Genomic DNA, 22,821 nt, shown 5'->3' with positions numbered 1-22,821 from the left:
CAGCATTCGCTAGGATCGGGCCATGACGGATGTCGCGACCCCGGGCGCGCCCGGCACTCCGGAGCCCGGCACCCCGGCCCCGGGCAGGCACCGGGTGGTCGTCCTCGCCCTGCCCGATGTCATCCCGTTCGAGCTGTCCATCCCGCCCCGGATCTTCGGCCGGGCCCACGGCCCGTCGGGCGAGCCTTTGTACGAGGTCGTGAGCTGTACGCCCGTACCGGGCCGGGTCCCGGCCAACGGCGACTTCGACGTCCATGTCGAGCGGGGCCCCGAGGAGTTGGAGCAGGCCGACACGGTGATCGTCCCGGCCGCGTACAAACCGTCGGAGGTCTACCGGGACGGCCGGCTGCCGGACGAACTGCGGGACGTCTTCGCCCGGATCCGGCCCGGCACCCGGATCGCGTCCATCTGCACCGGCAGCTTCTTCCTGGCCGCCGCGGGCCTCCTCGACGGCCGCCCGGCCACCACGCACTGGTGGTGGGCGGACCACTTCCGGCGCCTCTTCCCCTCGGTCCGGCTGGATCCGGACGTGCTGTACGTGGACGACGGCGACGTCCTCACCTCGGCGGGGGTCGCCGCGGGCATCGACCTCTGCGTCCATATCGTCCGCCGGGACCACGGCGCGGCCGTCGCCAACGACACGGCCCGCCGCAGTGTCGTCCCGCCGCACCGCGACGGCGGCCAGGCCCAGTACGTCCACCGCCCGGTCCCCGACGACCGGGCCCACGGCACATCGGCGGCCCGCGCCTGGGCCCTGACCCGCCTCCATGAACCGATCCGCCTCCGCGACCTGGCGGACCGCGAGTCGATGAGCGTCCGCACCTTCACCCGCCGCTTCCGCGAGGAGGTCGGCGTCAGCCCCGGCCAGTGGCTCACGGCCCAGCGCGTCGAACGCGCCCGCCAGCTCCTGGAGTCCACCGAACTCCCCATGGACCAGGTGGCCGGGGACGCGGGCTTCGGCACGGCCCAGTCGATGCGAGCGCATCTCCAGTCGGCGCTGGGGGTCTCCCCGACGGCGTACCGCCGCACGTTCCGCGGCGAGGGCGTCGCCATCTGACGCGGTCCGGCCGCAGCGCCTGGGCCCTCCGGGCGAGCGCCACGACCCGGGCCGCGCCCGGCAGCCTGGTCTTGTTCGCGGTCCGCAGACCGTGGGTGGCTGGTCGAGCAGTTCCCCGCGCCCCTGGGGTGCCTTTCTCGCCGCCCTCGGAGAGAGACGGGCCCCTGCCCAAGGGCGGCCCCCTTTCAGGGACGACGCGAGGAAGAGCGTTTAGGGGCGCGGGGAACTGCGCGACAAGCCACAGACGGGCCGCGGGCCGCCGACGACATCAGCTCGCCTGGCGAGACCCGGGTTCGGGGCGGCGCCCCGGAGGGCCAAGGCGCTGGGGCCCCATCGCCGAAGGCATAGGGGGCGGAACTGCGCGACAAGCCACAGACGGCGCGCGGTCGCCCGACAACACCCGCCCCCCGGACGGTACGACGAGGCGCGGCCCGGGTACAGCCCGTCAGCGCCCCGTCGTACCGTCCAGCAGTTCACGGAGGATGTCGGCGTGACCGGCGTGCCGACCGGTCTCCTCGATCAGATGGACCAGGGCCCAGCGGACGGTGGGCGCCGTCACGTTCGGCCGGGGCCGGGGTACGGGCGCCGCGAGGTCCGGACAACCGTCGAGTACCTCGTTCGCCGCCGCGACGGCGGCCCGGTAGCGCTCCACGACCTCGGCCACGCCGTCGCCGGGGTCGGCCCGGAAAGTGGCCGGCCAGTCCTCGACCCGGTCGCCGAGGAAGGTGGCGCGCTCGACGTGGGTGAGATGGTTCAGCAGTCCGAGCAGTTGGGTCCCGGACGGCACCGCGGCGGTACGGACCCCGGGTTCGGGGGCGCCCTCGACCTTCGCGGCGACGGAGTCGCGCAGATAGTCGAGGAATCCGCGAAGCACCTGGGTCTCGGTACCGCCGGTCCGGGGCGGCGGGGTGTCCCGGCGGCGCCGGGTGGATCCGGGGCCCGGCATCAGACGGCCCGTCGTACGGCGAGTACGTGATCGGCCACCTCGGCGGTCTCCCCGCCGGGGCCGGTGGCGGTCCGGCGGAGGACATCGGCCCGTTCGACGGTCCACTCCGCCGGGTCCAGGGCCAGCCCGCCGAGGACCTCGCCCGGGGTCGGGTAGTGGATCCCGGGGTCCTGGTTCCACGACCAGGGCGCGGCCGACCCGTGGTCCACGACCAGCAGCACTCCGCCGGGCCGGATCGCGTACGCGGCGGTCCGCAGCACTCCGGCCCGGTCCAGTGCGAGCGGGGTCTGGAAGAACTGCGCGGAGACCAGGTCGTACGCACCACTCGGAAAGGTCGCGGCCAGATCGTGCCGCTCGGCGGTGATCAGCCGGTCGAGCCCGTGGGCCCCGGCGAGCCCGGCGAGGCGCCGTACCGCGACGTCCGACACGTCGACGGCGGTCACCCGCCAGCGCTGCCGGGCCAGCCAGAGCGCGTCGCCGCCCTCGCCGCAGCCCAGATCGAGTACGTCGCCGGGCGGCAGGCCCGTGACGTGCTCCACAAGCCGGACGTTCGGCCGGGGGTCGGCGGCGGCGGGCCGGTCGGCGTAGACGCCGTCCCAGAAGGCGGCCGGATCGGTACTGCCCATCGAAGACTCCTCGGGTCGGGGTACGGCCCACTCTCGACCGGCCCACGCCGTCCGGCACGGAATCTTGCCGTTCTGGCAAGATGACCGAATGGACCCCGAAACGGTGGACGTCCTCGACTCCGTGGGCCCCCGGCTGCGCGCCCTGCGCCGGGCGCGCGGCATCACCCTCGCCGACCTGGCCACGGTGACCGGGGTCTCCGAGAGCACCCTGTCCCGCCTGGAGAGCGGCGGCCGCCGGGCGACCCTGGAACTGCTGCTCCCCCTGGCCCGCGCCTACGACGTCCCCCTCGACGACCTAGTCGGCGCGCCCCGCACCGGGGATCCCCGGATCCATCTGAAGCCGGTCCACCGCTACGGCATGGTCTTCGTCCCGCTGTCCCGCCGCCCCGGCGGCACCCAGGCCTTCAAAATGATCATCCCGGCCCGCCCGGAGCCCCTGGAGCCGACCCCGCAGACCCATGAGGGCGTCGAATGGCTCTACGTACTCAACGGCCGGCTCCGCCTGGTCGTCGGCGACCGCGACCTGACGCTCTCGGCGGGCGAGGCGGCGGAGTTCGACACCTCGATCCCCCACTGGCTGGGCAGCCGGGACGGCGCGACGGTCGAACTCCTCATCCTCTTCGGCCCTCAGGGCACCCGCGCCCACCTCCGCACGACCCCGCACACCCCCGCCCACCACAACGAGACCTGACCCACGACGCCACGACGCCCCGCCGGTGGTCGACGGGGCGCCGGGGGGAGGCGGGGGAGCAGTTGTTGTCGCAGGAGGAGCTTTCGACGCCCGGGGAGCCGGGGGTGTAGCCCGCCGCGCGGTAAGACACGCCGCTCCGGGGCCAGTTGCCGACGAACTCCCGGACAGGCCCCGAACCGTCTTTCCCGCATTGGACGATGGCCCGGCAGAAGCCACCGTGAGCATGGCTTCGTTCTCGGATCCTCGGGGATTCGAACTTTCGAGGGGTCAGGACTTGTTGGAGGCCGAGCTCTCGATCCCCGCGGAATCCGGGACCCAGCCCGCGCCGCAGTAGGAGTAGGACATGCCGCTCTGTTTCCAGGTGGTGGCGCTCACATTCTTCTTGCGAGTGCCTCGCTCCTCCTGGCAGATGGTGATGGCCCGGTAGGAGCCACCGTTGTGGCTGGAACAGCTGGCCCAGGAGCCCGAGCGGTGGCTGATGCCGTACGAACAGCCGGTCGGATGCGCCTTGGCACCCACCGAACCGGCAACGGGAGCCGAGGTCAGAGCAGATGCGGGGGCTGCGGCACCGAGCGAGAACAGGCCCGCCATCAGGGCGCCCACCGCAGGGGCAACGACCGCGCGCTTCAGGGGAGAAGACTTCAGCATGGGGTGCTCACCCATCCCTTTCGATGATGACGACGGCGACGGTTCGGGACGCTATTCCCGGCTCGGGACCATCGGCAATGAGGGATCGGAACGTGGCCGAAAAGGCCTCGGGCCTGGATTCCGCCGACACCATGGCAAAGCGGGTGGAATACAGGAGCGAATACCCGGGGGCGTTATCACCAAACACCGGGTTCGCTACGGAGGAATCGCGCCTCGCCGAAGTGTCCGGCACGGGCGATTACTAAGTGATCGGGTCGGGTCAGGAAGGTTCGAAGCTCAGGGAGGCCCCCCGGGGGGGAGGGAAGGCCGCCCCTCTCCCGGCCGAAATCGGGAAAAGTTGTCCACAGCCTGTGGACGGCGACACGCGACCCGGGCCGTACGGCCGTACGGAGGCACACGGACGGGCCCGCAACAGGACGCGGGCGCCGACGGCATGTGACCGTCGGCGCCCCCGCGTCCCGCGTGTCCGTCAGCGGCGAACCGCCGCCAGCCCCAGACCCAGGCCCAGGCCCGTCGCGCCCGTTCGCGCGGCCCCGCCGCGCGCGCCGTCGCGGACGACGGCCTCGCGCCCGGCGTCCCGCGCCCCGGCGGCCGATACCGCGGCGGCGATCTCCCGTACGACCGCGGCGTGCCGCGCGCCGCGCGTGTCGCCGGGGCGGGAGGCGGCGCCGAGCGGTACGGCCCGGTCGACCTCGCACCAGATGGCCTTGCCGTTGCCCTCCTGCCGCCAGCCCCACCGGTCGGCGAGGCCGTCGACGAGTTCCAGGCCGCGGCCGTTGGTCTCGTCGTCCTCGGCGGTACGCCGCCGGGGCGGCCGGGAGCAGTGGTCCGCGACCTCGACCCTGACCGTGCCCGCCTCGGCCTTGCCGAGCCCGAAGAGCATCCGCAGGACGGCCGGACAGCCGGTGTGGACGACCGCGTTGGTGACCAGTTCGGAGATCAGCAGGATCAGGGTCTCCGCCAGTGGCTCGTCGTGCCGTATCCCGGATCCGACGAGCCGGGACCGCGCCCACCTACGGGCCCGTCCCACCTCCGCGGGATCGGGACCGACCTCCAACTGAACCTGGAGCACCTGCACCGCTCACACCATCCGAACCGGCGGACACAACGCCTCGCGCCTCGACTGGGTCTTTCCCGGCGGGGTCACGGAACGTGACTCCCTTACGGGACAGCATGATTGACGCACAGTCACCGCAACAAGCGCTTCGGGCATATTCCAGCGCGAAGGATGACGCGGGGTACACACTGTGCGACACCTGCCGCGGCGAGTCGAACAGGGGATCGTGACCCGCTCACCCGTGGTGTGAGCGGCGCGCATTACCTGGCACGGGGATGCCGCTGGGGCACCACCGTGGCCGTCACGCCTCGGTACGACTCGCATTTCACGCAGCGTACCGGAGTGAGCGGCCGACGACGGCCCGTGACGAGTCATCCGAAGGACACAACCCGATATCGACGCAACGTGACGCCGGATGGTGCTATAGCGCCGCGGTGGTTCGGATACCTCCTGTGACGTGCCGGGGTCCCACCCGCGCACCGGACGGGACCCCGCCCGCACGACCGCGTCAGGACACCGCCGTGCCCTCCAGTTCGACCAGTAGGGCCGGGAGGGCCAGCCGGTCCACGCCGAGCAGGGTGGACGCCGGAGCCACCCCCGCCGCGTTCAGGCGGGACAGCATGACGTCGTAGTGCTCGAAGAACAGATCCACGTCCGTCGTATAGACATTGAGACGGACGAGGTGCGTGAGGTCCATGCCCGCCTCGGCGAGTACCGCCTCCAGGTTGTCCAGGCTGAGCGCCGTCTGGGCCGCCATATCGCCTTCGTGCAGCGGCTTGCCGTCTGCGCTCGTCGCGGCCTGGCCCGAGACGTACAGGGTGCGGGTGCCGCCCGAGACCAACTCGCCCTGGTTGAAGCCCATCGGCACGGACCATGTCACCGGGTTGACCGCCGCGCGTACCACTTCCGCCGTCATTTCGGCTCCTTGCTTCCCGGGGCGTACGTCCGCGTCCGCCGTTCGCCGTCGCGGCCGCCGCCCGTCCTTCAGGTCGTACGACCAGACTCCCGGACTGACGTGACACCTTGTGTCAGGTATTCGGCTACGGTTCCCGGATGCGTGCCGACCGGCTGGTCTCCCTGGTCCTGCTGCTGCGCCAACGCGGGCGGATGCCGGCCGCCGCCCTCGCCCGTGAGCTGGAGGTCTCCACCCGGACCGTGCTCCGCGACATCGAGGCGCTGTCGTCGGCGGGCGTCCCCGTCTACGCCGAACGCGGCCGGAACGGCGGCTTCGCCCTGCTGCCCGGTTTCCGGACCGAGCTGACCGGGCTCAGCCATGACGAGGCGCTGGCCCTGCTGGTCGCCGGGTCCCGGCGCGGCGCCCAGGTCTTCGGGCTCGGCTCGGCGCTGGCGTCCGCGATGCTCAAGGTGGTCGACGCGCTGCCCGACGACTACCGGGCGGCCTCGTCCGACGCGGCCCGGCGGCTGCTGGTCGACCCCGAGACCGATCTCCTCTCCCGCCCGGTGGCCACCGTCGACGACGTACCGGACGGTGTGCTCGCCGAGATCCGGCGCGCCGTGCTCACCGGCCGCAAGCTGCGGATCCGGTACGCGCCCGCCGCCGGGGGAACGGCCACCGCGGGCCCGGTCGCGGTCGCCGCCGACCGGGCCCCGGAGTGGCGCACGGTGGACCCGATCGGGCTGGTCACCGTACGCGGACAGGGCTATCTGCTGGCCACCAGGGCCGGTGCCGACCGCACCTACCGCCTGGACCGGGTGTCGGCCGCCGAGGAGACCGACACGCCCGCCGACCGGCCGGACCGGGTCGATCTGGCGCAGACCTGGCGGGATCGCGGTACCCGGTTCCGGACCGGTGGCGGGCGGCAGATCGCCGTCCGGGTACGGGTCGATCCGGCGCGCCGCGACGAACTGGCGGCCACGGCACTCGCCGTACGCGCCGAGGAGCCGGGCCCGGACGGCCGTCCGCTGCTGGAGCTGACCTTCCAGGACCGGGAGCACGCCGAATGGGCGCTCTGGCGGTACGCCGCGGAGACCGAGGCGCTCTCCCCGCGGTGGCTGCGTACGGCTCTGCGCGACCGGGCCGCCGCGATCGCCGCCCGCTACGCCGACGGTGGCATCGGCGGACCCGCCGAGGATGAGAATTCCTGATCGAAGCCGCCCGGATCGATCCGTCATATGACGCATTGACCCCACGACACCGTCACCGGTTGCATGTGGGGGTCCTCCGGTAGATAACCGGGGGAAAGACCTGGCTGGGGAGAAAATGAGGGGAATCACGAACCGGGGCGCCCATCGGCGCGCCCGGGCGGCTACGGGTGCGGTGGTGGTGATCTGCGCGGTCACGGCGTTATTGCCGGGGGCGGCCTCGGCGCTGCCCGCCGCGAACGCCGCTGCCGCCAGTGGGCCTGCCGCCGGATCGAACGACGGAGCGACCGCCGTACGGGGGCCCGGGGCGGCCGGACCGGGCGGCGCGGGCGCCGTCGCCGTCAGTACGGCCGGTGTCGACCGGATCAGTGTCGCCGCCGACGGCACCCAGGGCGACAACGACTCCACCGGCGCCTCGATCACACCCGACGGCCGCCATATCGTCTTCGCCTCGTCGGCGACCAACCTCACGGCCGACGCGCCGACCGGCGACAACCAGGCGTTCGTCCACGACCGGCGCCCCGGCCGGACCCAGCGGCTGGGGACCCTGTCGCCGCTCCAGCCGCCGGTGATCAGCGGCGACGGGGAGTACGCCGCCTATCCGGTGCAGTGGATGCGCAATGTCCGGCTCCGCCAGTTCCAGGTGAGCACCGGCGCCTCGATCGCCTCGAACTGCGCGGCCTGGAGCTGCAACCAGGCGTCGATCAACGCCGACGGGAACTCCATCGCCCTGGTCACCTATGCCCATACCCCGACGCCGAGCCAGCGCGTCGAGGTCCAGGACGGGTACACCACGACGACCGTCGCCACCTTCGGCCACACCCAGTACTCCCTGCCGTCCATCAGCGGCGACGGCCGCTATGTCGCCTATCAGGACGCCCAGGCGGGCGATGTCTTCCTCCGCGACCGGACCGCCGGTACGACCACGGGCCCGATCGAGGGCGCGTCCCAGCCGGCGACGGTCGTCCAGATCAGCGACGGCGGCGGCAAGGTCGTCTACTTGTCGGGCGCGGACACCTACGTCTACGACGTACGTACGGCCACGTCCCAACTGGTCGCCGGGGTGAAGGGCGTGGCCATCGATCCGACGGGCCGCTATCTGCTGTACACGGCACACGCCCCGAACACCCCGTCGCTGACCCTGCGCGATCTGCGGACCGGTACCGACGACGTCGTGTCGGCCCAGCCCGCGACGGCCCGGACGGACGCGGTCAGTGCGGGTGGCCGGGACGTGGTCTTCCACTCGACGGCGACCGACATCGTGCCCGGTGACACCAACGGCAAGTCGGACGTCTTCGTCCGCAGCTTCTTCTGATTCTTCCGACGCCCGGAGATGACGGCCCGGGGCCCGGGCCCGGCAAAAAGAGGGTGCCGCTTCGCGGAAGCGAAGCGGCACCCTCATCAAGAGCGCTGGGCAGGCCTTGCACCTGCATCTCCCCACAGGAAGTGGGGCGCCTTTCCTTGGACCACCAACGCGCGGCTGGTTACCGGGAGTTCCGGTGACCGGCTCAACACGATGATCTTATCCCATGACCGGGGCGGGACGCACCGCCGCCGGGGTACGAGACCCCGGGCCCGGGTCACCCCGTAGCGCCGGACCCGGACTCGGATCCGGACTCGGCGGCCAGCAGGGCGGCGAAGGGGATGGCGGACTCGCGGGTCGAAGCGGTCACGATGTTGTGCTTCGCCAGGTCCTCCCCTCCCACCGGAAGGTCCTTCTGGGAACTCCGGGAGACCTGGGAGATCCGGAAACGCAGGCTCTCCTGGTCGGTGTCGTCCAGCTCGATCCAGGTGGTGAGATACCGCTGGTGCCGGGTCACCGCGGCGACATAGGTGGCGGGGGACAGCGTCCCGTAGTGCGCGAAGTACTGGCATTGGCCGCAGGCGACCAGGTCCTTCTCGCCCTCGGCCTGCGCCCATGAGGCCTGGGCGGTTGAGAAGCCGCTGCCGAGCCGTCCGCGGTCGTGGCGCAGGAGGGACACTTCCGCCAGGGCGACGATCTCGTTGAAATCCGCGTCCCTGGAGATCTGGACCACCGTCTCCTTGACCCGCTTCTCCTTGGGCTGGAGCGTTTCCCCGGCCGGGATGAACGAACCCGAGTTCACACTGTAGAACTCGGCTCTGTCGGCATAGCCCTCGCGCTCGGTGGTCGTCGACAGATCGCTCTGCCACTCCTCCGGGCTCTCCGAGCGGAGATCGGAGTGGAAGTCGCTCGTCCGGCCCAGGACCCGGTATCTGGTCTCGAGCGCGTAGGCGGGGACCGTACCCGGGTTCCGGACGGTGATGGTCAGCGGCAGGTGGATCACGGGCTTCACCGGATCCGCCACGGGGGTACCGAACGCGGTGTCCACCGCGAGGGCCACCGGCGCGAAATGCGGCTGGTAGACGGTCGTGTACCCCAGATTGACCGCCGTCGCCAGGGCGGTGACGGTCAGACCGGCGGTGAAGCCCTTGGGGTGCCGGATGCCCTCCCAGGCCCGGTGGCGGCCGAGCAGCCACAGCGCCCAGAGCGACCAGAACCACAGGGGGATGAAGACGAAGGAGTGGGGGGTGAACTCCGTCCTCGGAAGCCAGAGGAGACAGAGCAGGCTGGTCGTGATGAACGCGCTGAGCACCCCGGCCAGGACGATCGGGCCCGAGTAGCGGAATCTCCGCCTGTCCCAGTAGTCGAAGGACGCCACCGTCCCCGCCGCCGCCAGCACTCCGAAGAGGACGAAGAGAAGTCCGGTGAGCCGACCGGCGAAGGTCGGCGCCCCCAGGACGTCCGCCCGGCCGATCCACAGGAGCAGGACGGCGGCCACGGCCAGTCCGGCGGCGGTCGCCACGGTCATCGGCCACCGGTCCCACGGCCGCGCGGACGGCTCGGCGGCTTCCCGGGGCGGCTCGGCGGCTTTCCGGAGCGGCTCGCTCATGAGACCGGGCTCCCGGCGGCGACGGTACGGGCCCTCACACCCGCCCGCGCCCCCGTTCCCGCCCGGGCCCTCACGCCTGCCCCGTCTCGAAGCGGCTGATCTTCCCGCCGTCGACGGTGAACCGCCAGGCCGTACGCATCTCGCCCCAGGTGTCGTTGCGGTAGTCGGCGACCAGGCCGAGCCCGTCGTGGGTCTGCTTCTGGATGTCCATATGGCCGCCGGAGGTGAAGATCTCCCGCTCGGTCCAGTCCCCGACGTCCCGGTCCGAACCGTCGTCCGACATGGTGGCCCCGGGCGCCAGGGCGGCGGCGAAGGCTTCGCGGTCCCCGGCGTTGAGCGCGCGGACGAAGGCGCGTACGGCCGGTTCGGTGAGCTTGTCGAGGGCGATCGTCATGATCTCTCCAGGGGCCAGGGCCAGAGCCAGGGCTACGGCTGCGGATCCGCCCCCGCCCGCCAGCACACCGCACACCGCCGCCCCGCGCCACCGCTCGCCGCCACCCGGGCGGCGACCGCCCTGTTAGGGTCCCGGCCATGCCCCGTACGGACCGCGCATCCCGGCTGATCACCGCCCCGCCCGCCCGCGTCTGGGCCGCCCTCGTCGACCGCGACGCCCTCACCGCCTGGCTGCCCCCGGCGGGGATGACCGGCCGCTTCGACCACTTCGACGCCCGGCCGGGCGGCTCGTACCGCCTGGTCCTCACCTATCCGGACGCGTCCGGCGCGCCCGGCAAGGCCACCCCCGGCACGGATGTGGTCGAGGGCCGGTTCGTCGACGTCGTCCCGGGCGTACGGGTCGTCCAGGCGGTCGACTTCGTCTCCGACGACCCCGCCTTCGCGGGCACGATGACCATGACCTGGGCCGTCACGGCCGTGGAGGAGGGAACCCGGGTCGACATCGTCGCCGAGGGAGTCCCCGACGGCGTCTCCGCCGCCGACCACGCCGAGGGTCTGGCCTCCTCCCTCTCGAACCTCGCGGCGTTCGTCGAGCGGTAGGCGGCCGGGCCGCCCGCCGCGAGCCCGCTGCGCCGTTCGGCGTACCCGGCGCGGCGCCGCGCGCCCCGGCCCGCCCGTACCCGGCAGTCTGCACCCGTCGGACCCGACGAACCGGGACCGGTACCGCGACCGCGATCGGGATCGAGGGGCGTATCAAGGTGCACGACACGAACGACGACGCGGTACGGGGACCCGGGCGCGGGCGGCGCTGGACCATGCTCGCGGTCCTCTGCTCCAGCCTGCTGCTGGTCGCCATGGACGCCACGATCCTCAATGTCGCCCTGCCGTCCCTGATCGAGGATCTCCAGCCGGACGCCCTCCAGCAGCTCTGGATCATCGACATCTACGGGCTGGTCCTCGGCGGCCTGCTGGTCACCACCGGCGGGATCGGCGACCGCTACGGCCGAAAGCGGCTCTTCCTCGCCGGGTTCGTCCTCTTCGGCGTGGCGTCGGTGCTGGCCGCCACGGCGGACTCGTCGGCGCAGCTCATCGCCGGGCGCGTACTGCTCGGCATCGGCGGCGCGATGGTGATGCCGTCCACGCTCTCCCTGATCCGCAATATCTTCCACGACCCCCGCGAGCGGACCCTCGCGATCGGCGTCTGGGCGGCCGTCGCGGGCGCGGGCGCCGCGATCGGCCCCCTGGTCGGCGGGGTCCTGGTCGAGAAGTACGACTGGTCGGCCGCGTTCTGGCTGAACGTCCCCGTCGTCGTGGTCACCGTGATCGCGGGCGTCTTCCTGCTGCCCGAGTTCAAGGACGCGGGCCACGGCCCGCTGGACTGGGCGGGCGCGGCGCTCTCGGTCGCCGGGATCATCGCCCTCGCCTGGGGCATCAAGAACCTCGCCAAGAACGGCCCCGAGATCGGCGGCCTGCTGACCCTGGCCGCCGGGCTCGTCCTGATCGCCCTCTTCACCCGCCGCCAGCTCGGCCTCGCCGATCCGCTGCTGGACGTACGTCTCTTCCGGCGGCCCGCTTTCACCGCCGCCGCCCTCGCCACCCTGATGGCGATGCTCGCGATCGGGGCGGCGCTCTTCCTGCTGTCGCTGTGGATGCAGTACGTCCACGGCTACTCCCCGTCCGAAGCGGGCCTGCGCACCCTGCCCGTCGCCCTCGCGGGACTCCTCGGGTCGCTGTCGGCGCCGTGGCTGATGCGGCACGCGGGCGTCCGGGCCACGATGACCTCCGGCCTCGCCTTGATCACCGCCGGATTCCTGATCCTCGCGCTCTCCCCGGAGCCGACGACCTATCCGTACGTCGCCGTCATCTTCGTCGCCATGGGCCTCGGCGAGGGCATCGCCATCACCACGGCCGCCGCCGTCCTGGTCTCCGCCGTCCCCGCCGAGCGAGCGGGTCAGGCGGGCGCCGTCTCCGAGACCTCGTACGAACTCGGCGTCGGCCTCGGCGTCGCGTTCCTCGGCTCGGTCCACGCGGCGGCGTACGCGGCCCATATGACGGGCCGGCCCGCGAAGGCCCGCGACTCCATCGGCGAGGCGGCCGAGCTGGGCGACCCGGCGGTACTGGCGGCGGCCCGCGCGGCGTTCGACTCGGCGCTGACGACGACGTCATGGGTGTCGGTCGGCATCGTCGGCACGGTCACGATCCTGGTGGCGGCGCTGGTCCCGCGCGGCTTCACGGCGACGTCCGCGCACTGAGCGGGCCCGGTCCGGAAACGGCCGAGAACAGCCGTTCGTACCACCGCGTGATCGCTTGCCGCCTGCTTACGCTGCGAAGGCAACTGCCCGCCCCCGCAACGTAAGAGGAACGTATGAGCAACTCCCTGCCTGTCGTCCTGCTGCACGGTTCGTGGCACGGAAGCTGGTGCTGGAGCCCGGTCACCGAGCGCCTGGCCGCCCGGGGCATCTCGTCGGTCGCGGTCGATCTCGAAGGCCATGGCTTGCGCGGCCCATCGCCCAGCGCCCGCTGGTCCCGGCCGTTCGACGCGGCCGCTTTCGCCACCGCGCCGTCGCCGGTCGCGCATGTCACCGCGTCGTCGGCGGCTGCGCTCCTCATCGAGCAGATACGGGCGATAGGCGCCGGCCGCCCCTGCGTCCTGGCCGCCCACAGCATGGGCGGGGTCGTCGCCACCGCCGTCGCGGAACGCGCCCCCGAACTCGTCGCCGGAATCGTCTATGTCACGGCGATCGCCCCGGTCGGCGGGCAACCAGCCTCTTACTACGCCACCTTGCCGGAGAACGCGGGCGAGAAGGTCGGCCGGCTGATCGTGGGCGACCCGCAGACCCTGCGCGCGGCCCGGATCGACCCCGGTGACGCGACGCGGCGCGCCGAAGTGAAGGAAGCCTTCTACCACGACGTCGACGACCCTACGGTGGACGCGACGATCGCCCTGCTGACCACGGACGCGCCCAGGGGTATCCCCGGCGAGCGGCTGACGGTCACCAGGGAGCGTTACGGCAGCGTGCCGCACTCCTATGTGGTCTGCGCCCGCGACAACGCGATACCCGTGGCGCTCCAGCGCCGCTTCGTCCGGGACATCGACGCCGTGTCGACCGCGCCGACGACGGTCACGGAGCTGGACTGCTCGCACTCTCCGTTCCTGTCCCAGCCCGCCGCGCTCGCCGGAGCGATCGCGGCGGCCGTGGGCTCGGTGTAACTCTCAGACCGCGTCGAGGCCGCCCGACTTCACACCCCCGACGAAGGCGGAGAACGCCTCGACGGGCACGGCGAGCACGGGCCCGTCCGGAACCTTGGAGTCCCGTACGGACACGGCGCCGCCGGGGGCGACCAGATTGGCGTCCACCTCGACGCAGTTGCCACCGTTGTTGCTGTACGAGGACTTGGACCAGCTCGGGACGCCCGTCATCGCGGCACCTGATCGGCGGACTTGACGCCCACGAGGAAGGTCGTGAAGGCGCTGGTGGAGAGGTTCAGGGTGGGCCCGTCCGGGAGTTTGGAGTCCCGGACGGGCACGATGTCGTACGCATGGGCCAGGTTGACGGCGACCTCGACGCAGACGCCGCCGTTGTCGCTGTAGGAGGACGTGAAGAACTCGGGCTCGGTCACGATGACCCCTTCCGCAGCGGTCAAGGAGCTACCCGGCCCAGCGTACGGCGGCCTCAGACGGCCTTGAAGTCACCGGACTTCACGCCCGTGACGAAGGCCGAAAACGCCTGCGCAGGGAGGGCGAGGGCCGGGCCCGTGGGGTTCTTGGAGTCCCGGACGGGGACGACGCCACGGGATATGACCAGGTTGGCGGCGACCTCGACGCAATCGCCGCCGTTATCGCTGTAGGAGGACGTGAACCACAGGGGGGATTCGGTCGTGGTCGTCACGGGGTGCCCTTTCGTAGCTCGTGGATCATGGCCACGGACTCCGCTTGGGAGGCGGAAACGGCCTGTAGCTGATGGTAGGCCGTCAACTGAGGTACCACGGACGGGATATGGCGGTCGAAGTGGCCTTGCATCTGAGACTCGGCGTAGGCCATCAGCGACCGATCCGCCATCGTGAGCAAGTTGACCGGAAGATTGATGGCTCGGCGCTCTCCTATCGCGAACGGAGCGATCTGGAGCACGGTGTTCGGGCGCTCGGCGAACTCGATCAACTTATCGAGCTGCCCCTCCATGACCTTCCGGCCACCAACCAAGCGACGGATACAGCTCTCGTCCAGGACCACGATCACGATGGGCCCCCGAGGGCGGGCGATAGCGTGCTGGCGCTGCGCCACGAACGCGACTCGCTCCTCAGCCAGCTCTGACTCGATAGCGCCTCGTTGGACGGCCGCGTCTGCCAGCACCTGGGCGTACTCCGGGGTCTGCAGCAAGCCCGGGATGATGCCGATCTGGTACAAGCGGATTTCAACCGCCTGCGCCTCGTATTCGACGTACTCTGGAAACCCTTCCAGCAGTACACCGTTCCGCAGCTCGCGGTACGCACGTTCGAATGCCTCGGACGTACCTTCGAATCCGAACGCCAGATCGAGATTCCGCGAAAACCGGAGGGTCGGCGGCTTTCGACCAGTTTCGGCTGCCGAGATATGTTTGCTGGAGTAACCAGTCCGTTCGGCCAGGTCCTCCTGTGTCCAGCTACGGGCCTCTCGGGTGCTGCGTAACCGCGCACCGAAAGCCGCCTGCGGGCTCCTACCAGGGTTGAGTTCCTTGCGGTTCATAAGGCAACGACCGCCCCTTCCTCCATTTGCGACACGTTGAAGGTGGTTCAACCCTAGGGGACTCTGATGCTCCGTGTAGTGGAAACGCTACAGAAAGGAGCGGCCATGCCCGCAGTCCACGGCTCAACGCTTCAGTCTCAGCTCAACTCACTGCTCGTCGCGGGCGGTTACTGGGGGCTCGCGCCGGACTGGGTACCCCGTACCGGATACGCCCGTGACCGGGACACCCTGATCACGGTCCTGGCCGCCCTGCGGCGGCTCGTACAGAACGAGACGGCCCGGCTGCGGAGGGGACGGACCCATGCGCACTGACAACAACACCCCCGACTGGACCCCCCAGATCGGCGGGAACGCGCGGGACGCGTCTCGGGACAAGGTCGGCCGGATCATGGACCGTACGTACGGCCGTTACTGGCTCCGGCCCATCGGCGGCGGCATCGAATGGGACGTCCCCGCCGCCGACCTCCGCCCGGTCACCACCGCCGAACTGCTGGCCGAAGCGGTCTCCGAGGCCAACGAGCGCTCCAGCAAAGGAGACCTCGGATGACCGGCGAACCCGCCGGGTGCTCCCGGTGCCGTGAGCTGATCGGACAGGAGCGGGAGGCGAAGGCCGCAGGGGATCAATCCCTGGCCGTCGACTGCCGCGTACTCCTCCAACGCCACCGGGACGCCGAACACCACCGCCCCCGGGACTGACCCGCACGATGAACTCCCCCGGCGGACCCGCCGACCGCCCGCCGGGGGAACCGTGGAGAACCCCGCCATGACCCGCGACGCCCTGCTCGCCCAGGCCCCCGAACCCCCCGACGCCACCTGCGTCCAATGCGGCCAACGAACCTGCGCACCCGTCGAAGTCGGCGTCATAGACCCCACCACCGGCCCGGCCACCGTGCTCTACGCCTGCCCCCACTGCGTACTCCGCCACACCGCCGGACCCACCCCCGACGAAGACGTCAGCCGGTAGCCCCGCGTCGCCACCACGAGCGCTTGGCGATCGAGATCTCGATCTGCTCGCCCCCGGCGGTGACGACCGTCCGCCAGACGCCATGGCGCTTGAGCACCTGCGCGACCGTCCCCGCCGCGAACGCCCGGTTGGCCATCAGGGCGCCTTGGGAAGCGGCCTCCGGGTCGAGTGCCACCAGCCCGGTCACACCCTCCATCACCACAGCCTGCGCACCTGCGAAAGACAGCACTGCTGTCCTTATTTGGCCGACTGTCACTGTGTAACTGCCCATCACGTGGAGGTTGGCAGCGCTTGATCCGCCTGTTGGGATCCCCGCTCTCGGTTCAGCAGACCGTGGGAGAGCTGCGGCTTAATCAGTCATAGGGAACATGAAGAGGAGTACTGTGGACGGTTTGAACGAGGCCGACAACCTGGCGTCGCACATCACCGCTGCCTTGACTGCCCACGCAACGGCCGCAATGCACAGAGCGAATCAGACGCCCCGGTTCGAGACGTCAGGACACCGGGCGGCGGCTGTCGGCGCCAATACCGGCATCGTGTCCACGGGCACCTACGCCACAATCGACGCGCGGACTGCCCAGTTTGCCGCCCATACCCTCCGACCTCCCGCCGATGTTGCTGCGCCCCCGGGGACCAACAATCTGCCCGGACCCGCGGATCCGTACTTCGTCGGCCGTACAGAACCCCTGATGCGCTTGGAATCCGCCCTCGGGCGAGCCGAACCGGGATTACCCCTGGTCGTATGCGGCCTCGGGGGAATCGGCAAAAGCGCCCTCGCGCTGGAGGCCGCCCACCGGCAGCGGCACCACTACAACCCGGTGTGGTGGGTCACGGCCGACTCCCCCACCAGCGTCACCCACGCGCTGGCCGACCTCGCGACGCGGCTCGCCCCGCAGCACTTCCTCTCCGCGACCACCGGTACGGAACGCGCCGCGTGGGCGCTCGACTGGCTGCGGGCGCATGACGACTGGCTGCTCGTGCTCGACGACGCCGGGGCGCCGCGTGATCTCGCCGCCATGCTGGGGCTGGCGACCGGGCGCTGTGTGATCACCAGCCGTCGCGCCACCGGCTGGCGGCGGCTGGCCGAACCCCTGGCGCTGAACCCGTTGCCGCCGGACGCCTCGGCGGAGTTCCTCGCACACGCCGTCGAGCCGTACGACCCCGACAACGGAGCCGACGAGGCGGAAGAGCTACGGCGCCTCGCCGACGAACTGGGACATCTGCCGCTGGCCCTGGAGCAGGCCGCCGCCTACATGGAGGCCACCGCCATCGGCCCGGCCGCCTACCGGGAGCGGCTTCGCCGCCATCCGGCACGTATGTACGCCATGTCCTCGGCGGTATCGGCGGGAGGTGCGGAAATGGCCGACGACGCCGACAACCGGCGGACCATCGACCGGATCTGGCGCGTATCACTCCGGACGATCACGGAACGGCAGCCGCTGGCCGGCGATCTGCTGCGGCTGCTCGCCTGGCTCGCCCCCGATCCGCTGCCGCGCGACGTGCTCCGGCATCTGCCGCCCGAACTGGCCGACGACCCCCTGGCCGTGGACGACGCGCTGGCCGCGCTCCACGGCTACAGCATGATCACTCTCACTCGGGAGACGGTGACGGTCCACGGGCTCGTCCAGGCCGTGGCGCGTACCGCCGACCCCGATGATCCCCTCCGCACCCCCGAGGCCGTCGCCGCCGCCCGGCTGCACGCCGTCGAGCTGCTGGTGGGGGCGTTGCCGGAGAGCCCGTTGACCAATGTGTCCGGCTGGCCGCGCTGGCGTGAACTGCTGCCGCACGTCGTAGCCTTCGCCGACCCGGCCCGCTGCGAGGAGGACATCCACACTGCCGGTCTGCTGCTGGCCGCGTCCCTGTTCCTCCAGGGCGACGGCGCGGGCACGGCGGCGGCACGATACGCCCACCGCGCGGTCGACATCCACACCCGGATCAACGGCGCCGACCACCCCGACACCCTCACCGCCCGCAGCCTCCTCGCCAGCGCGCACCGGCTCGCCGGGGAGCTGGAGACCGCCGGGCCCCTGCACGAACTGCTGCTCGCCGACTGCGAACGGGTCCTCGGGCCACAGCACGCGGACACCCTGGTCGCCCGCGCGAATCTGGCGTACCTCCACGCGCTGCGCGGAGAGCCCGCCCGGGCCCGGGACCTGCACCGGCGGAACCTCTCCGACCTGGGCCGCCTCCACGGCCCGGACCATCCGCACACCATCAACGCCCGCGCCAATCTGGCCGCCGCCCATCGCGAACTCGGGGAGCCGGAGCAGGCCGTACCCCTGCACGAGGAGACCGTCGCCGCCTGTCAGCGGGTGTACGGCCCCGATCACGCCGAGACCGTGACGGCCCGGAGCAATCTGGCGTACGCCCTCCAGCTCGCCGGGGACCCGGACGCGGCGATCGCACTCCATGAACGCGTCCTCGCCGATCGCGTACGACTTTTCGGGCCTGGCCACCACTTCACCGAACTCGCCCGCGACCTCCTCGCCCGCGCCCGCGAGACATATAGGACGTGATCCGTCCGCAATGGCTTCTACGGTGATGCCATGAACACGGACACGAACAACACCACCAACCCCACCGACCCCGCCCCGGCCCCCGACCTCGTACGACCCTTCCGGATCGCTGTCCCGCAGGCCGAGTTGGATGATCTGCGGGCGCGGCTGCGGAGTGCGCGGTGGCCGGTCGAGGTCGGCGGGCAGGGGTGGGAGCGGGGGGTGCCCGTGGGGTATCTGCGGGAGTTGGCGGAGTACTGGGCCGACGGCTACGACTGGCGGGCCTGGGAGGCCAGGCTCAACGCGTATCCCCAGTTCGTCACCGAGATCGACGGGCTGGACATCCACTTCCTGCACATCCGGTCCGGGCGGGCGGACGCGCTGCCGCTGGTGCTGACGCACGGGTGGCCCGGGTCGGTGGTGGAGTTCGTGGAGCTGATCGAGCCGCTGGCGCGCGATTTCCATCTGGTGATTCCGTCGATCCCCGGGTTCGGGTTCTCCGGGCCGGTGGCCGAGGCCGGCTGGTCGAGTGGGCGGATCGCCGCCGCCTGGGCCGAACTGATGCGGCGGCTGGGGTACGAGCGGTACGGCGCGCAGGGCGGCGACTTCGGCAGCGGGATCTCCCGGGCCCTGGCGCTGGCCGAGCCGGAGCGGGTGGTCGGGGTGCACGTCAACGGGGGGACGACCTATCCGAGCGCGGCCGAGGACGATCCGACCCTGACCGACCGGGAGCGGGCCCGGGTGCGGCGGATGAACACCTTCATGAACGAGGCGGGCGGGTATCTCGCCATCCAGTCGACCCGGCCGCAGACACTGGCGTACGGGCTCACCGACTCGCCCGTGGGGCAGCTCGCGTGGATGGTCGACAAGTTCCGCGACATGACCGATCTGGCGAAGGAACTTCCGCACGAGGCCATCGACCGGGACATGATCCTCACCCATGTCACGCTCTACTGGCTGACCGGTACCGCCGGTTCGTCCGCCGCCCTCTACTTCGAGGAGGCGCGGGCCTGGGGCGAGGAGCAGGCGTCGGACGTACCGCTCGCCGTCTCCCTCTTCACCGTCCAGGACATCGCGCTGCGCCGGGACGAGGAGCGGATCAACAACGTGGTCCGCTGGAACGACCACGACCGGGGCGGGCACTTCGCCGCGATGGAGGCGCCGGACCTGCTGCTGGCGGACATCCGGGACTTCTTCTCCGCGTACCAGGTGCAGGACCGGGGGTGAGACCGGGCGGGAACGGGGTGGTTCCCGGAGCCGTACCGCTACGGCTCCGGGGCCGGCCGGTCACCCGGCCTACGGATGCTCGGGCGTGACGTAGTACGCGGCGAGTGCCTTCAGGGCCTCGTCCTCGTCGATCCGGCCGTCGCCGTCGGTGTCCAGGGCGTGGGCCGCCGCCGAAGCCGTCTCGGGCGGCACGCCCAGGACCTTCATGACCCGCTCCGCCGCCTTCGGGGTGATGCCGTCCCCGTCGGGATCGGCGACCGCGATCACCGCGTGCAGGAAGGGGCGGGCGATCTCGGCGAAGCGCTCCGGGTTGTCCCGCAGCCGCTTCACCGCGCCCGTCACGAACTCCTGACGGCTGACCCGCTGATCGCCGTCGACATCGGCGATCCCGGCCATGCCCTGCCAGAACGCCTCCGCGCCGATGTAGAGGGCCTGGCCCTTGTCGCAGCGGGGAGTGGTGGAGAACTCGGCGAGCAGCCGCGCCGCCGCACCGCTGAAGTCCTCACGGTCGATGTAGCCGTTGCCGTCCTGATCGAATGCGGCGAATCGAGACGCGATCTTGCGCTCGTACTCTGCGCTGTCCATGCCGGGAGCGTAAGGCCCCGGGAGGCTGACGCGTGCAACTACCCGCTAATTGACCCCGCGCGGGCGGAAAACGAACCCCCGGTGACGGGCCGGTGAACGGATCGCGCCGCCCCGGGGTGCGGAAACAGGCCCCGGCGGAGGGCCCCATTACCACCTCAACCCCCCTCCAGGGGCGCACTTGGCGCAAAGGGGCGTGCGTTGGCCGGTGCGCGCATTACATTCGTGGAGGCTCACGGGGGTAGGGGTACGACCGCGGACGGAACCGACCCGCCGGACCGGTCGGATGCCACCGCTTTGAGCCGCGGGACCGGTACGGCTCGACGGATCCGGCCGACGGCACGACAGCGACAGCGACAGCGACACAGTCCGTACGGGACACGAAACGGGACAGGTGGGGGGCCGGGACCGATGGCGAAGGAGACTCAGCCGCGCTGGGACCGCAGAATGCAGCAGCGGCTCACGCGCGGCGAGGCCGCGGCACTGGGTGAGCTGTACGACAGGTTCGCCACCCTCGTCCACAGCCTGGCCCACCGGGTGCTCGCCGACGACGAGGCCGCCGACCGGACCACCCGGGACGTCTTCGGCTACCTCTGGGAGAACCCCGGCGACTTCGATCCCCGGCAGGGCTCGATGCGCTCCTGGGTCGCCCGGGTGACCAACCGGATCGCCGTCGAGCGGCTGCGCAGGACCGGGGCCGCCGCCCTGGCCCGGGGCGCGGCCGGGACGACGGAGGAGTTGGAGGCGCGGGTCCGCCGGGCGTCGGCGGAGGCCAGGGCCGACTACATACGCACCTCGATGCCCGCCCCGCTCCGGCAGGCCCTGGAGCTGGCCTACTTCGAGCGGCGGAACTACCGTCAGACCGCCGCCGACCTCGGGGTGACCGAGGACGAGGCCCGGCGCAGGCTCCGGCTCGGACTGCAACTGCTGTCGACCGCCCACACCCGCCCGGCGGACGGCGGCGGCTCGCCCCCCGGGCACGGACGCTCGCTGTGACCGGGGCGGCGGAGAGCGACGACGAACCCGAGGAGGTACTGGGGGCACCGCGGATACCCGGGCCCAGGCGGCCCGGGGAGACGCCCGGCCGCCGCAGGGCACCCGACGAGACGGCGGTGCCCCGACCGAGAGACAGCCCGGAGCCGTACCCGTACCGCGCGTACGGCACTCCGCCAGCCGACCACCCGGCCGAGGCCGATATGCCCCACACATCCCACCTGCCCACCGATGACGGCGGCGCCGACGCGCTCGGCCACGACGTTCTGAGGTCCCTGCTCGGCGCCTGGGCCCTGGCCGTCTGCTCCGCCGGGGAGACCGCGGCCGTCGAAGCCCATCTCACCGACTGCGGTTCCTGCGCCGACGAGGCGCGGCGGCTGCGCGGCGCCGTCGAACTCCTCCACACCGAACGCGATCTCGACCTGCCCGCGTCCCTGCGGACCCGGGTCCTGGACAACTGCCTGGTCCGCCGCCCGCCCCGGATCCCGCTGCCGGACTGGGCCGCTCCGTACGACGCCGAGACCGCCAGGCTCGACGCGCTGCTGCGGGACATAGGCGAACGGGACTGGCACGCGCCGGTACCGCTGCGCTGGTTCGACGGGCGGCGCGCGGTCGGGCAGACCACCACCGTCAGCCGGGTCATCGGACATCTGATGGGCGTCGACGGCCTGGTGGCGGGCGCGCTGGGACTGGACGACCCGGTCGGCCGGGAGGCGCCGAGGATGCCGACGGAGCGGACCGAGAAGTTCTGGCGGGCCGAGTCCCGGCCCACCGGCAGCGGGATCCACACGGCCTGGCGCGACCAGAGCCATGTCCTGCTCCGTACGGTCTCCTTCGCCGGACCCGGCTCCGCCGATCTGTCCGTCTCGTACGGCGACTTCTCCCTCCCGCTCCGCGACGCCATGATCGACCGCGCGTTCGAGTGCTGGATCCACGCCGACGACATCGCGGGCGCGGTGGCGTATCCGTACGATCCGCCGCGCGGCGCGCATCTCAACCGGATGATCGATCTGGCCGCCCGGCTGCTGCCCGCGGCGCTCGCGGACCGGCGCAGGGCGGGACTCGCAGGACCGATCCGCCAGCTGGTGACGGCGGGCTCACCCGGGCGTTCGGTCCATCTGGAGGTGGAGGGCGCGGGCGGCGGCGACTGGTACATCGCCCTGGACTCCCCGGCGGCGCTGGGGTCGCCCGAGCTCACCGTGGCGCAGGTGGTGCTGGAGGCGGCGGAGTTCTGCAAGCTGGTCGCCGGGCACGTACCGCCGGAGGAAGCGGCGGCGGGTCAGGACGGCGACCGGGAGGCGATCCGGGACGTTCTTTTCGCGGCGGCGTCGCTGAGCAGGCTCTGAGCATGCTCTGAGCCGGGGGCGTACGGAGGCGGATGGGCGGCGCTCACGGAGCCGTAGA

General features: G+C 71.7%; 28 protein-coding genes. 15 read left to right on the top strand and 13 right to left on the bottom strand.

Translation table 11 applies throughout. The features are described from left to right. The first annotated feature begins 22 nt into the window (after nt 1–22). Nucleotides 23–1,057: a helix-turn-helix domain-containing protein gene (locus ABZ714_RS13925; protein WP_358825423.1), complete on the top strand. Its 1,035-nt coding sequence runs from the start codon at nt 23–25 to the stop codon at nt 1,055–1,057. A gap of 445 nt (nt 1,058–1,502) precedes the next feature. Here ABZ714_RS13925 and ABZ714_RS13920 read toward each other — a convergent pair whose 3' ends face one another. Beyond that, the gene (locus tag ABZ714_RS13920) at nt 1,503–2,003 is read right to left on the bottom strand and encodes a DinB family protein (protein WP_358825422.1); all 501 of its coding nucleotides are present in this window, start codon (nt 2,001–2,003) and stop codon (nt 1,503–1,505) included. Next, nucleotides 2,003–2,629, bottom strand: coding sequence for a methyltransferase domain-containing protein (locus tag ABZ714_RS13915; protein WP_358825421.1), 627 nt, complete (start codon nt 2,627–2,629; stop codon nt 2,003–2,005). The genes ABZ714_RS13920 and ABZ714_RS13915 overlap by 1 nt, the downstream gene beginning before the upstream one ends. 88 nt (nt 2,630–2,717) lie before the next feature. On the opposite strand from ABZ714_RS13915, the gene ABZ714_RS13910 reads away from it, so the two are divergent. Next, nucleotides 2,718–3,320: an XRE family transcriptional regulator gene (locus ABZ714_RS13910; protein WP_358825420.1), complete on the top strand. Its 603-nt coding sequence runs from the start codon at nt 2,718–2,720 to the stop codon at nt 3,318–3,320. A gap of 267 nt (nt 3,321–3,587) precedes the next feature. Here ABZ714_RS13910 and ABZ714_RS13905 read toward each other — a convergent pair whose 3' ends face one another. The 3 genes from ABZ714_RS13905 to ABZ714_RS13895 all read right to left on the bottom strand — a co-directional run bounded on the left by ABZ714_RS13905 (nt 3,588) and on the right by ABZ714_RS13895 (nt 5,929). After that, a complete protein-coding gene (locus ABZ714_RS13905; RefSeq protein WP_358825419.1) occupies nt 3,588–3,983 on the bottom strand; it encodes a hypothetical protein in 396 nt (131 codons plus the stop codon). 454 nt (nt 3,984–4,437) lie between these two features. After that, nucleotides 4,438–5,046, bottom strand: coding sequence for an ATP-binding protein (locus ABZ714_RS13900; protein ID WP_358825418.1), 609 nt, complete (start codon nt 5,044–5,046; stop codon nt 4,438–4,440). 487 nt (nt 5,047–5,533) lie between these two features. Then, nucleotides 5,534–5,929 carry a RidA family protein gene (locus ABZ714_RS13895; protein ID WP_358825453.1) on the bottom strand — a complete coding sequence of 132 codons (396 nt, stop codon included), beginning with the start codon at nt 5,927–5,929 and terminating at the stop codon, nt 5,534–5,536. A gap of 149 nt (nt 5,930–6,078) precedes the next feature. Here ABZ714_RS13895 and ABZ714_RS13890 point away from each other — a divergent pair, with 149 nt between their 5' ends. Together ABZ714_RS13890 and ABZ714_RS13885 are read left to right on the top strand one after the other, a co-directional pair. Then, nucleotides 6,079–7,131, top strand: coding sequence for a WYL domain-containing protein (locus ABZ714_RS13890; protein WP_358825417.1), 1,053 nt, complete (start codon nt 6,079–6,081; stop codon nt 7,129–7,131). A 115-nt stretch (nt 7,132–7,246) separates the two neighbouring features. Next, nucleotides 7,247–8,443 carry a hypothetical protein gene (locus ABZ714_RS13885; protein ID WP_358825416.1) on the top strand — a complete coding sequence of 399 codons (1,197 nt, stop codon included), beginning with the start codon at nt 7,247–7,249 and terminating at the stop codon, nt 8,441–8,443. A gap of 265 nt (nt 8,444–8,708) precedes the next feature. Here ABZ714_RS13885 and ABZ714_RS13880 read toward each other — a convergent pair whose 3' ends face one another. Then, the gene (locus ABZ714_RS13880) at nt 8,709–10,040 is read right to left on the bottom strand and encodes a hypothetical protein (protein ID WP_358825415.1); all 1,332 of its coding nucleotides are present in this window, start codon (nt 10,038–10,040) and stop codon (nt 8,709–8,711) included. A 70-nt stretch (nt 10,041–10,110) separates the two neighbouring features. Continuing rightward, the gene (locus tag ABZ714_RS13875; RefSeq protein WP_358825414.1) at nt 10,111–10,434 is read right to left on the bottom strand and encodes a nuclear transport factor 2 family protein; all 324 of its coding nucleotides are present in this window, start codon (nt 10,432–10,434) and stop codon (nt 10,111–10,113) included. 137 nt (nt 10,435–10,571) lie between these two features. Here ABZ714_RS13875 and ABZ714_RS13870 point away from each other — a divergent pair, with 137 nt between their 5' ends. The 3 genes from ABZ714_RS13870 to ABZ714_RS13860 all read left to right on the top strand — a co-directional run bounded on the left by ABZ714_RS13870 (nt 10,572) and on the right by ABZ714_RS13860 (nt 13,644). Further along, on the top strand, nt 10,572–11,033 hold the full coding sequence (locus tag ABZ714_RS13870) for an SRPBCC domain-containing protein (protein ID WP_358825413.1): 462 nt from the start codon (nt 10,572–10,574) through the stop codon (nt 11,031–11,033). Nucleotides 11,034–11,191: 158 nt separating this feature from the next. Further along, on the top strand, nt 11,192–12,685 hold the full coding sequence (locus tag ABZ714_RS13865; protein WP_358825412.1) for an MFS transporter: 1,494 nt from the start codon (nt 11,192–11,194) through the stop codon (nt 12,683–12,685). Between the two features lie 113 nt (nt 12,686–12,798). After that, a complete protein-coding gene (locus ABZ714_RS13860) occupies nt 12,799–13,644 on the top strand; it encodes an alpha/beta fold hydrolase (protein WP_358825411.1) in 846 nt (281 codons plus the stop codon). A gap of 3 nt (nt 13,645–13,647) precedes the next feature. Here the strand turns inward: ABZ714_RS13860 and ABZ714_RS13855 are convergent, their stop codons facing one another. From ABZ714_RS13855 to ABZ714_RS13840, 4 genes are read right to left on the bottom strand one after another with little or no spacing between them, the layout of a single operon-like run. Continuing rightward, on the bottom strand, nt 13,648–13,854 hold the full coding sequence (locus ABZ714_RS13855; RefSeq protein WP_358825410.1) for a DUF397 domain-containing protein: 207 nt from the start codon (nt 13,852–13,854) through the stop codon (nt 13,648–13,650). After that, on the bottom strand, nt 13,851–14,057 hold the full coding sequence (locus tag ABZ714_RS13850; RefSeq protein WP_358825452.1) for a DUF397 domain-containing protein: 207 nt from the start codon (nt 14,055–14,057) through the stop codon (nt 13,851–13,853). Before ABZ714_RS13850 ends, ABZ714_RS13855 begins: the two co-directional genes overlap by 4 nt. Before the next feature lie 50 nt (nt 14,058–14,107). Continuing rightward, nucleotides 14,108–14,323 (bottom strand): DUF397 domain-containing protein, encoded by a 216-nt coding sequence (locus tag ABZ714_RS13845; protein ID WP_358825409.1) that lies wholly within the window; start codon nt 14,321–14,323, stop codon nt 14,108–14,110. Next, complete coding sequence (locus ABZ714_RS13840; RefSeq protein WP_358825408.1) at nt 14,320–15,156, bottom strand: helix-turn-helix transcriptional regulator; 837 nt, start codon at nt 15,154–15,156, stop codon at nt 14,320–14,322. The genes ABZ714_RS13845 and ABZ714_RS13840 overlap by 4 nt, the downstream gene beginning before the upstream one ends. A gap of 105 nt (nt 15,157–15,261) precedes the next feature. Here ABZ714_RS13840 and ABZ714_RS13835 point away from each other — a divergent pair, with 105 nt between their 5' ends. The 4 genes from ABZ714_RS13835 to ABZ714_RS13820 all read left to right on the top strand — a co-directional run bounded on the left by ABZ714_RS13835 (nt 15,262) and on the right by ABZ714_RS13820 (nt 16,120). After that, nucleotides 15,262–15,468: a hypothetical protein gene (locus tag ABZ714_RS13835; RefSeq protein WP_358825407.1), complete on the top strand. Its 207-nt coding sequence runs from the start codon at nt 15,262–15,264 to the stop codon at nt 15,466–15,468. Further along, nucleotides 15,458–15,703, top strand: a complete 246-nt coding sequence (locus tag ABZ714_RS13830) for a hypothetical protein (RefSeq protein ID WP_358825406.1) — start codon at nt 15,458–15,460, stop codon at nt 15,701–15,703. Before ABZ714_RS13835 ends, ABZ714_RS13830 begins: the two co-directional genes overlap by 11 nt. Then, entirely contained in the window at nt 15,700–15,852 is a 153-nt protein-coding gene (locus ABZ714_RS13825; RefSeq protein WP_358825405.1) for a hypothetical protein, read from the top strand. The genes ABZ714_RS13830 and ABZ714_RS13825 overlap by 4 nt, the downstream gene beginning before the upstream one ends. A 67-nt stretch (nt 15,853–15,919) precedes the next feature. Next, a complete protein-coding gene (locus ABZ714_RS13820) occupies nt 15,920–16,120 on the top strand; it encodes a hypothetical protein (protein ID WP_358825404.1) in 201 nt (66 codons plus the stop codon). Here ABZ714_RS13820 and ABZ714_RS13815 read toward each other — a convergent pair. Further along, complete coding sequence (locus tag ABZ714_RS13815) at nt 16,110–16,349, bottom strand: hypothetical protein (RefSeq protein WP_358825403.1); 240 nt, start codon at nt 16,347–16,349, stop codon at nt 16,110–16,112. The two genes, ABZ714_RS13820 and ABZ714_RS13815, sit on opposite strands and share 11 nt — an antisense overlap. Before the next feature lie 229 nt (nt 16,350–16,578). On the opposite strand from ABZ714_RS13815, the gene fxsT reads away from it, so the two are divergent. After that, nucleotides 16,579–18,636 (top strand): FxSxx-COOH system tetratricopeptide repeat protein, encoded by a 2,058-nt coding sequence (fxsT, locus tag ABZ714_RS13810; RefSeq protein WP_358825402.1) that lies wholly within the window; start codon nt 16,579–16,581, stop codon nt 18,634–18,636. Between the two features lie 30 nt (nt 18,637–18,666). After that, entirely contained in the window at nt 18,667–19,842 is a 1,176-nt protein-coding gene (locus tag ABZ714_RS13805; protein ID WP_358825401.1) for an epoxide hydrolase family protein, read from the top strand. A gap of 69 nt (nt 19,843–19,911) precedes the next feature. On the opposite strand, the gene ABZ714_RS13800 is transcribed toward ABZ714_RS13805, so the two are convergent. Next, on the bottom strand, nt 19,912–20,427 hold the full coding sequence (locus ABZ714_RS13800; protein ID WP_358825400.1) for an EF-hand domain-containing protein: 516 nt from the start codon (nt 20,425–20,427) through the stop codon (nt 19,912–19,914). A gap of 408 nt (nt 20,428–20,835) precedes the next feature. Here ABZ714_RS13800 and ABZ714_RS13795 point away from each other — a divergent pair, with 408 nt between their 5' ends. After that, nucleotides 20,836–21,420 (top strand): sigma-70 family RNA polymerase sigma factor, encoded by a 585-nt coding sequence (locus ABZ714_RS13795; RefSeq protein WP_358825399.1) that lies wholly within the window; start codon nt 20,836–20,838, stop codon nt 21,418–21,420. Next, on the top strand, nt 21,417–22,763 hold the full coding sequence (locus tag ABZ714_RS13790) for a maleylpyruvate isomerase N-terminal domain-containing protein (protein WP_358825398.1): 1,347 nt from the start codon (nt 21,417–21,419) through the stop codon (nt 22,761–22,763). Before ABZ714_RS13795 ends, ABZ714_RS13790 begins: the two co-directional genes overlap by 4 nt. The last annotated feature ends 58 nt before the right edge of the window (nt 22,764–22,821 follow it).

Origin of the sequence: Streptomyces sp. NPDC006798, from assembly GCF_040635975.1 — a bacterium.
In the GTDB taxonomy this organism is placed as follows: Bacteria; Actinomycetota; Actinomycetes; order Streptomycetales; family Streptomycetaceae; genus Streptomyces.
The sequence above is the reverse complement of the archived record's forward strand: the minus strand, read 5'-3'. Positions and strand labels throughout refer to the sequence as shown.

Coding starts and splice junctions, on each gene's coding strand:
- ABZ714_RS13910 (WP_358825420.1), top strand. CDS start 2,718: ATGGACCCCGAAACGGTGGACGTCCTCGACTCCGTGGGCCCCCGGCTG.
- ABZ714_RS13860 (WP_358825411.1), top strand. CDS start 12,799: ATGAGCAACTCCCTGCCTGTCGTCCTGCTGCACGGTTCGTGGCACGGA.
- ABZ714_RS13875 (WP_358825414.1), bottom strand. CDS start 10,434: ATGACGATCGCCCTCGACAAGCTCACCGAACCGGCCGTACGCGCCTTC.
- ABZ714_RS13805 (WP_358825401.1), top strand. CDS start 18,667: ATGAACACGGACACGAACAACACCACCAACCCCACCGACCCCGCCCCG.
- ABZ714_RS13825 (WP_358825405.1), top strand. CDS start 15,700: ATGACCGGCGAACCCGCCGGGTGCTCCCGGTGCCGTGAGCTGATCGGA.
- ABZ714_RS13915 (WP_358825421.1), bottom strand. CDS start 2,629: ATGGGCAGTACCGATCCGGCCGCCTTCTGGGACGGCGTCTACGCCGAC.
- ABZ714_RS13820 (WP_358825404.1), top strand. CDS start 15,920: ATGACCCGCGACGCCCTGCTCGCCCAGGCCCCCGAACCCCCCGACGCC.
- ABZ714_RS13870 (WP_358825413.1), top strand. CDS start 10,572: ATGCCCCGTACGGACCGCGCATCCCGGCTGATCACCGCCCCGCCCGCC.
- ABZ714_RS13855 (WP_358825410.1), bottom strand. CDS start 13,854: ATGACGGGCGTCCCGAGCTGGTCCAAGTCCTCGTACAGCAACAACGGT.
- ABZ714_RS13880 (WP_358825415.1), bottom strand. CDS start 10,040: ATGAGCGAGCCGCTCCGGAAAGCCGCCGAGCCGCCCCGGGAAGCCGCC.
- ABZ714_RS13885 (WP_358825416.1), top strand. CDS start 7,247: ATGAGGGGAATCACGAACCGGGGCGCCCATCGGCGCGCCCGGGCGGCT.
- fxsT (WP_358825402.1), top strand. CDS start 16,579: ATGCACAGAGCGAATCAGACGCCCCGGTTCGAGACGTCAGGACACCGG.
- ABZ714_RS13835 (WP_358825407.1), top strand. CDS start 15,262: ATGCCCGCAGTCCACGGCTCAACGCTTCAGTCTCAGCTCAACTCACTG.
- ABZ714_RS13905 (WP_358825419.1), bottom strand. CDS start 3,983: ATGGGTGAGCACCCCATGCTGAAGTCTTCTCCCCTGAAGCGCGCGGTC.
- ABZ714_RS13800 (WP_358825400.1), bottom strand. CDS start 20,427: ATGGACAGCGCAGAGTACGAGCGCAAGATCGCGTCTCGATTCGCCGCA.
- ABZ714_RS13840 (WP_358825408.1), bottom strand. CDS start 15,156: ATGAACCGCAAGGAACTCAACCCTGGTAGGAGCCCGCAGGCGGCTTTC.
- ABZ714_RS13920 (WP_358825422.1), bottom strand. CDS start 2,003: ATGCCGGGCCCCGGATCCACCCGGCGCCGCCGGGACACCCCGCCGCCC.
- ABZ714_RS13890 (WP_358825417.1), top strand. CDS start 6,079: ATGCGTGCCGACCGGCTGGTCTCCCTGGTCCTGCTGCTGCGCCAACGC.
- ABZ714_RS13925 (WP_358825423.1), top strand. CDS start 23: ATGACGGATGTCGCGACCCCGGGCGCGCCCGGCACTCCGGAGCCCGGC.
- ABZ714_RS13830 (WP_358825406.1), top strand. CDS start 15,458: ATGCGCACTGACAACAACACCCCCGACTGGACCCCCCAGATCGGCGGG.
- ABZ714_RS13795 (WP_358825399.1), top strand. CDS start 20,836: ATGGCGAAGGAGACTCAGCCGCGCTGGGACCGCAGAATGCAGCAGCGG.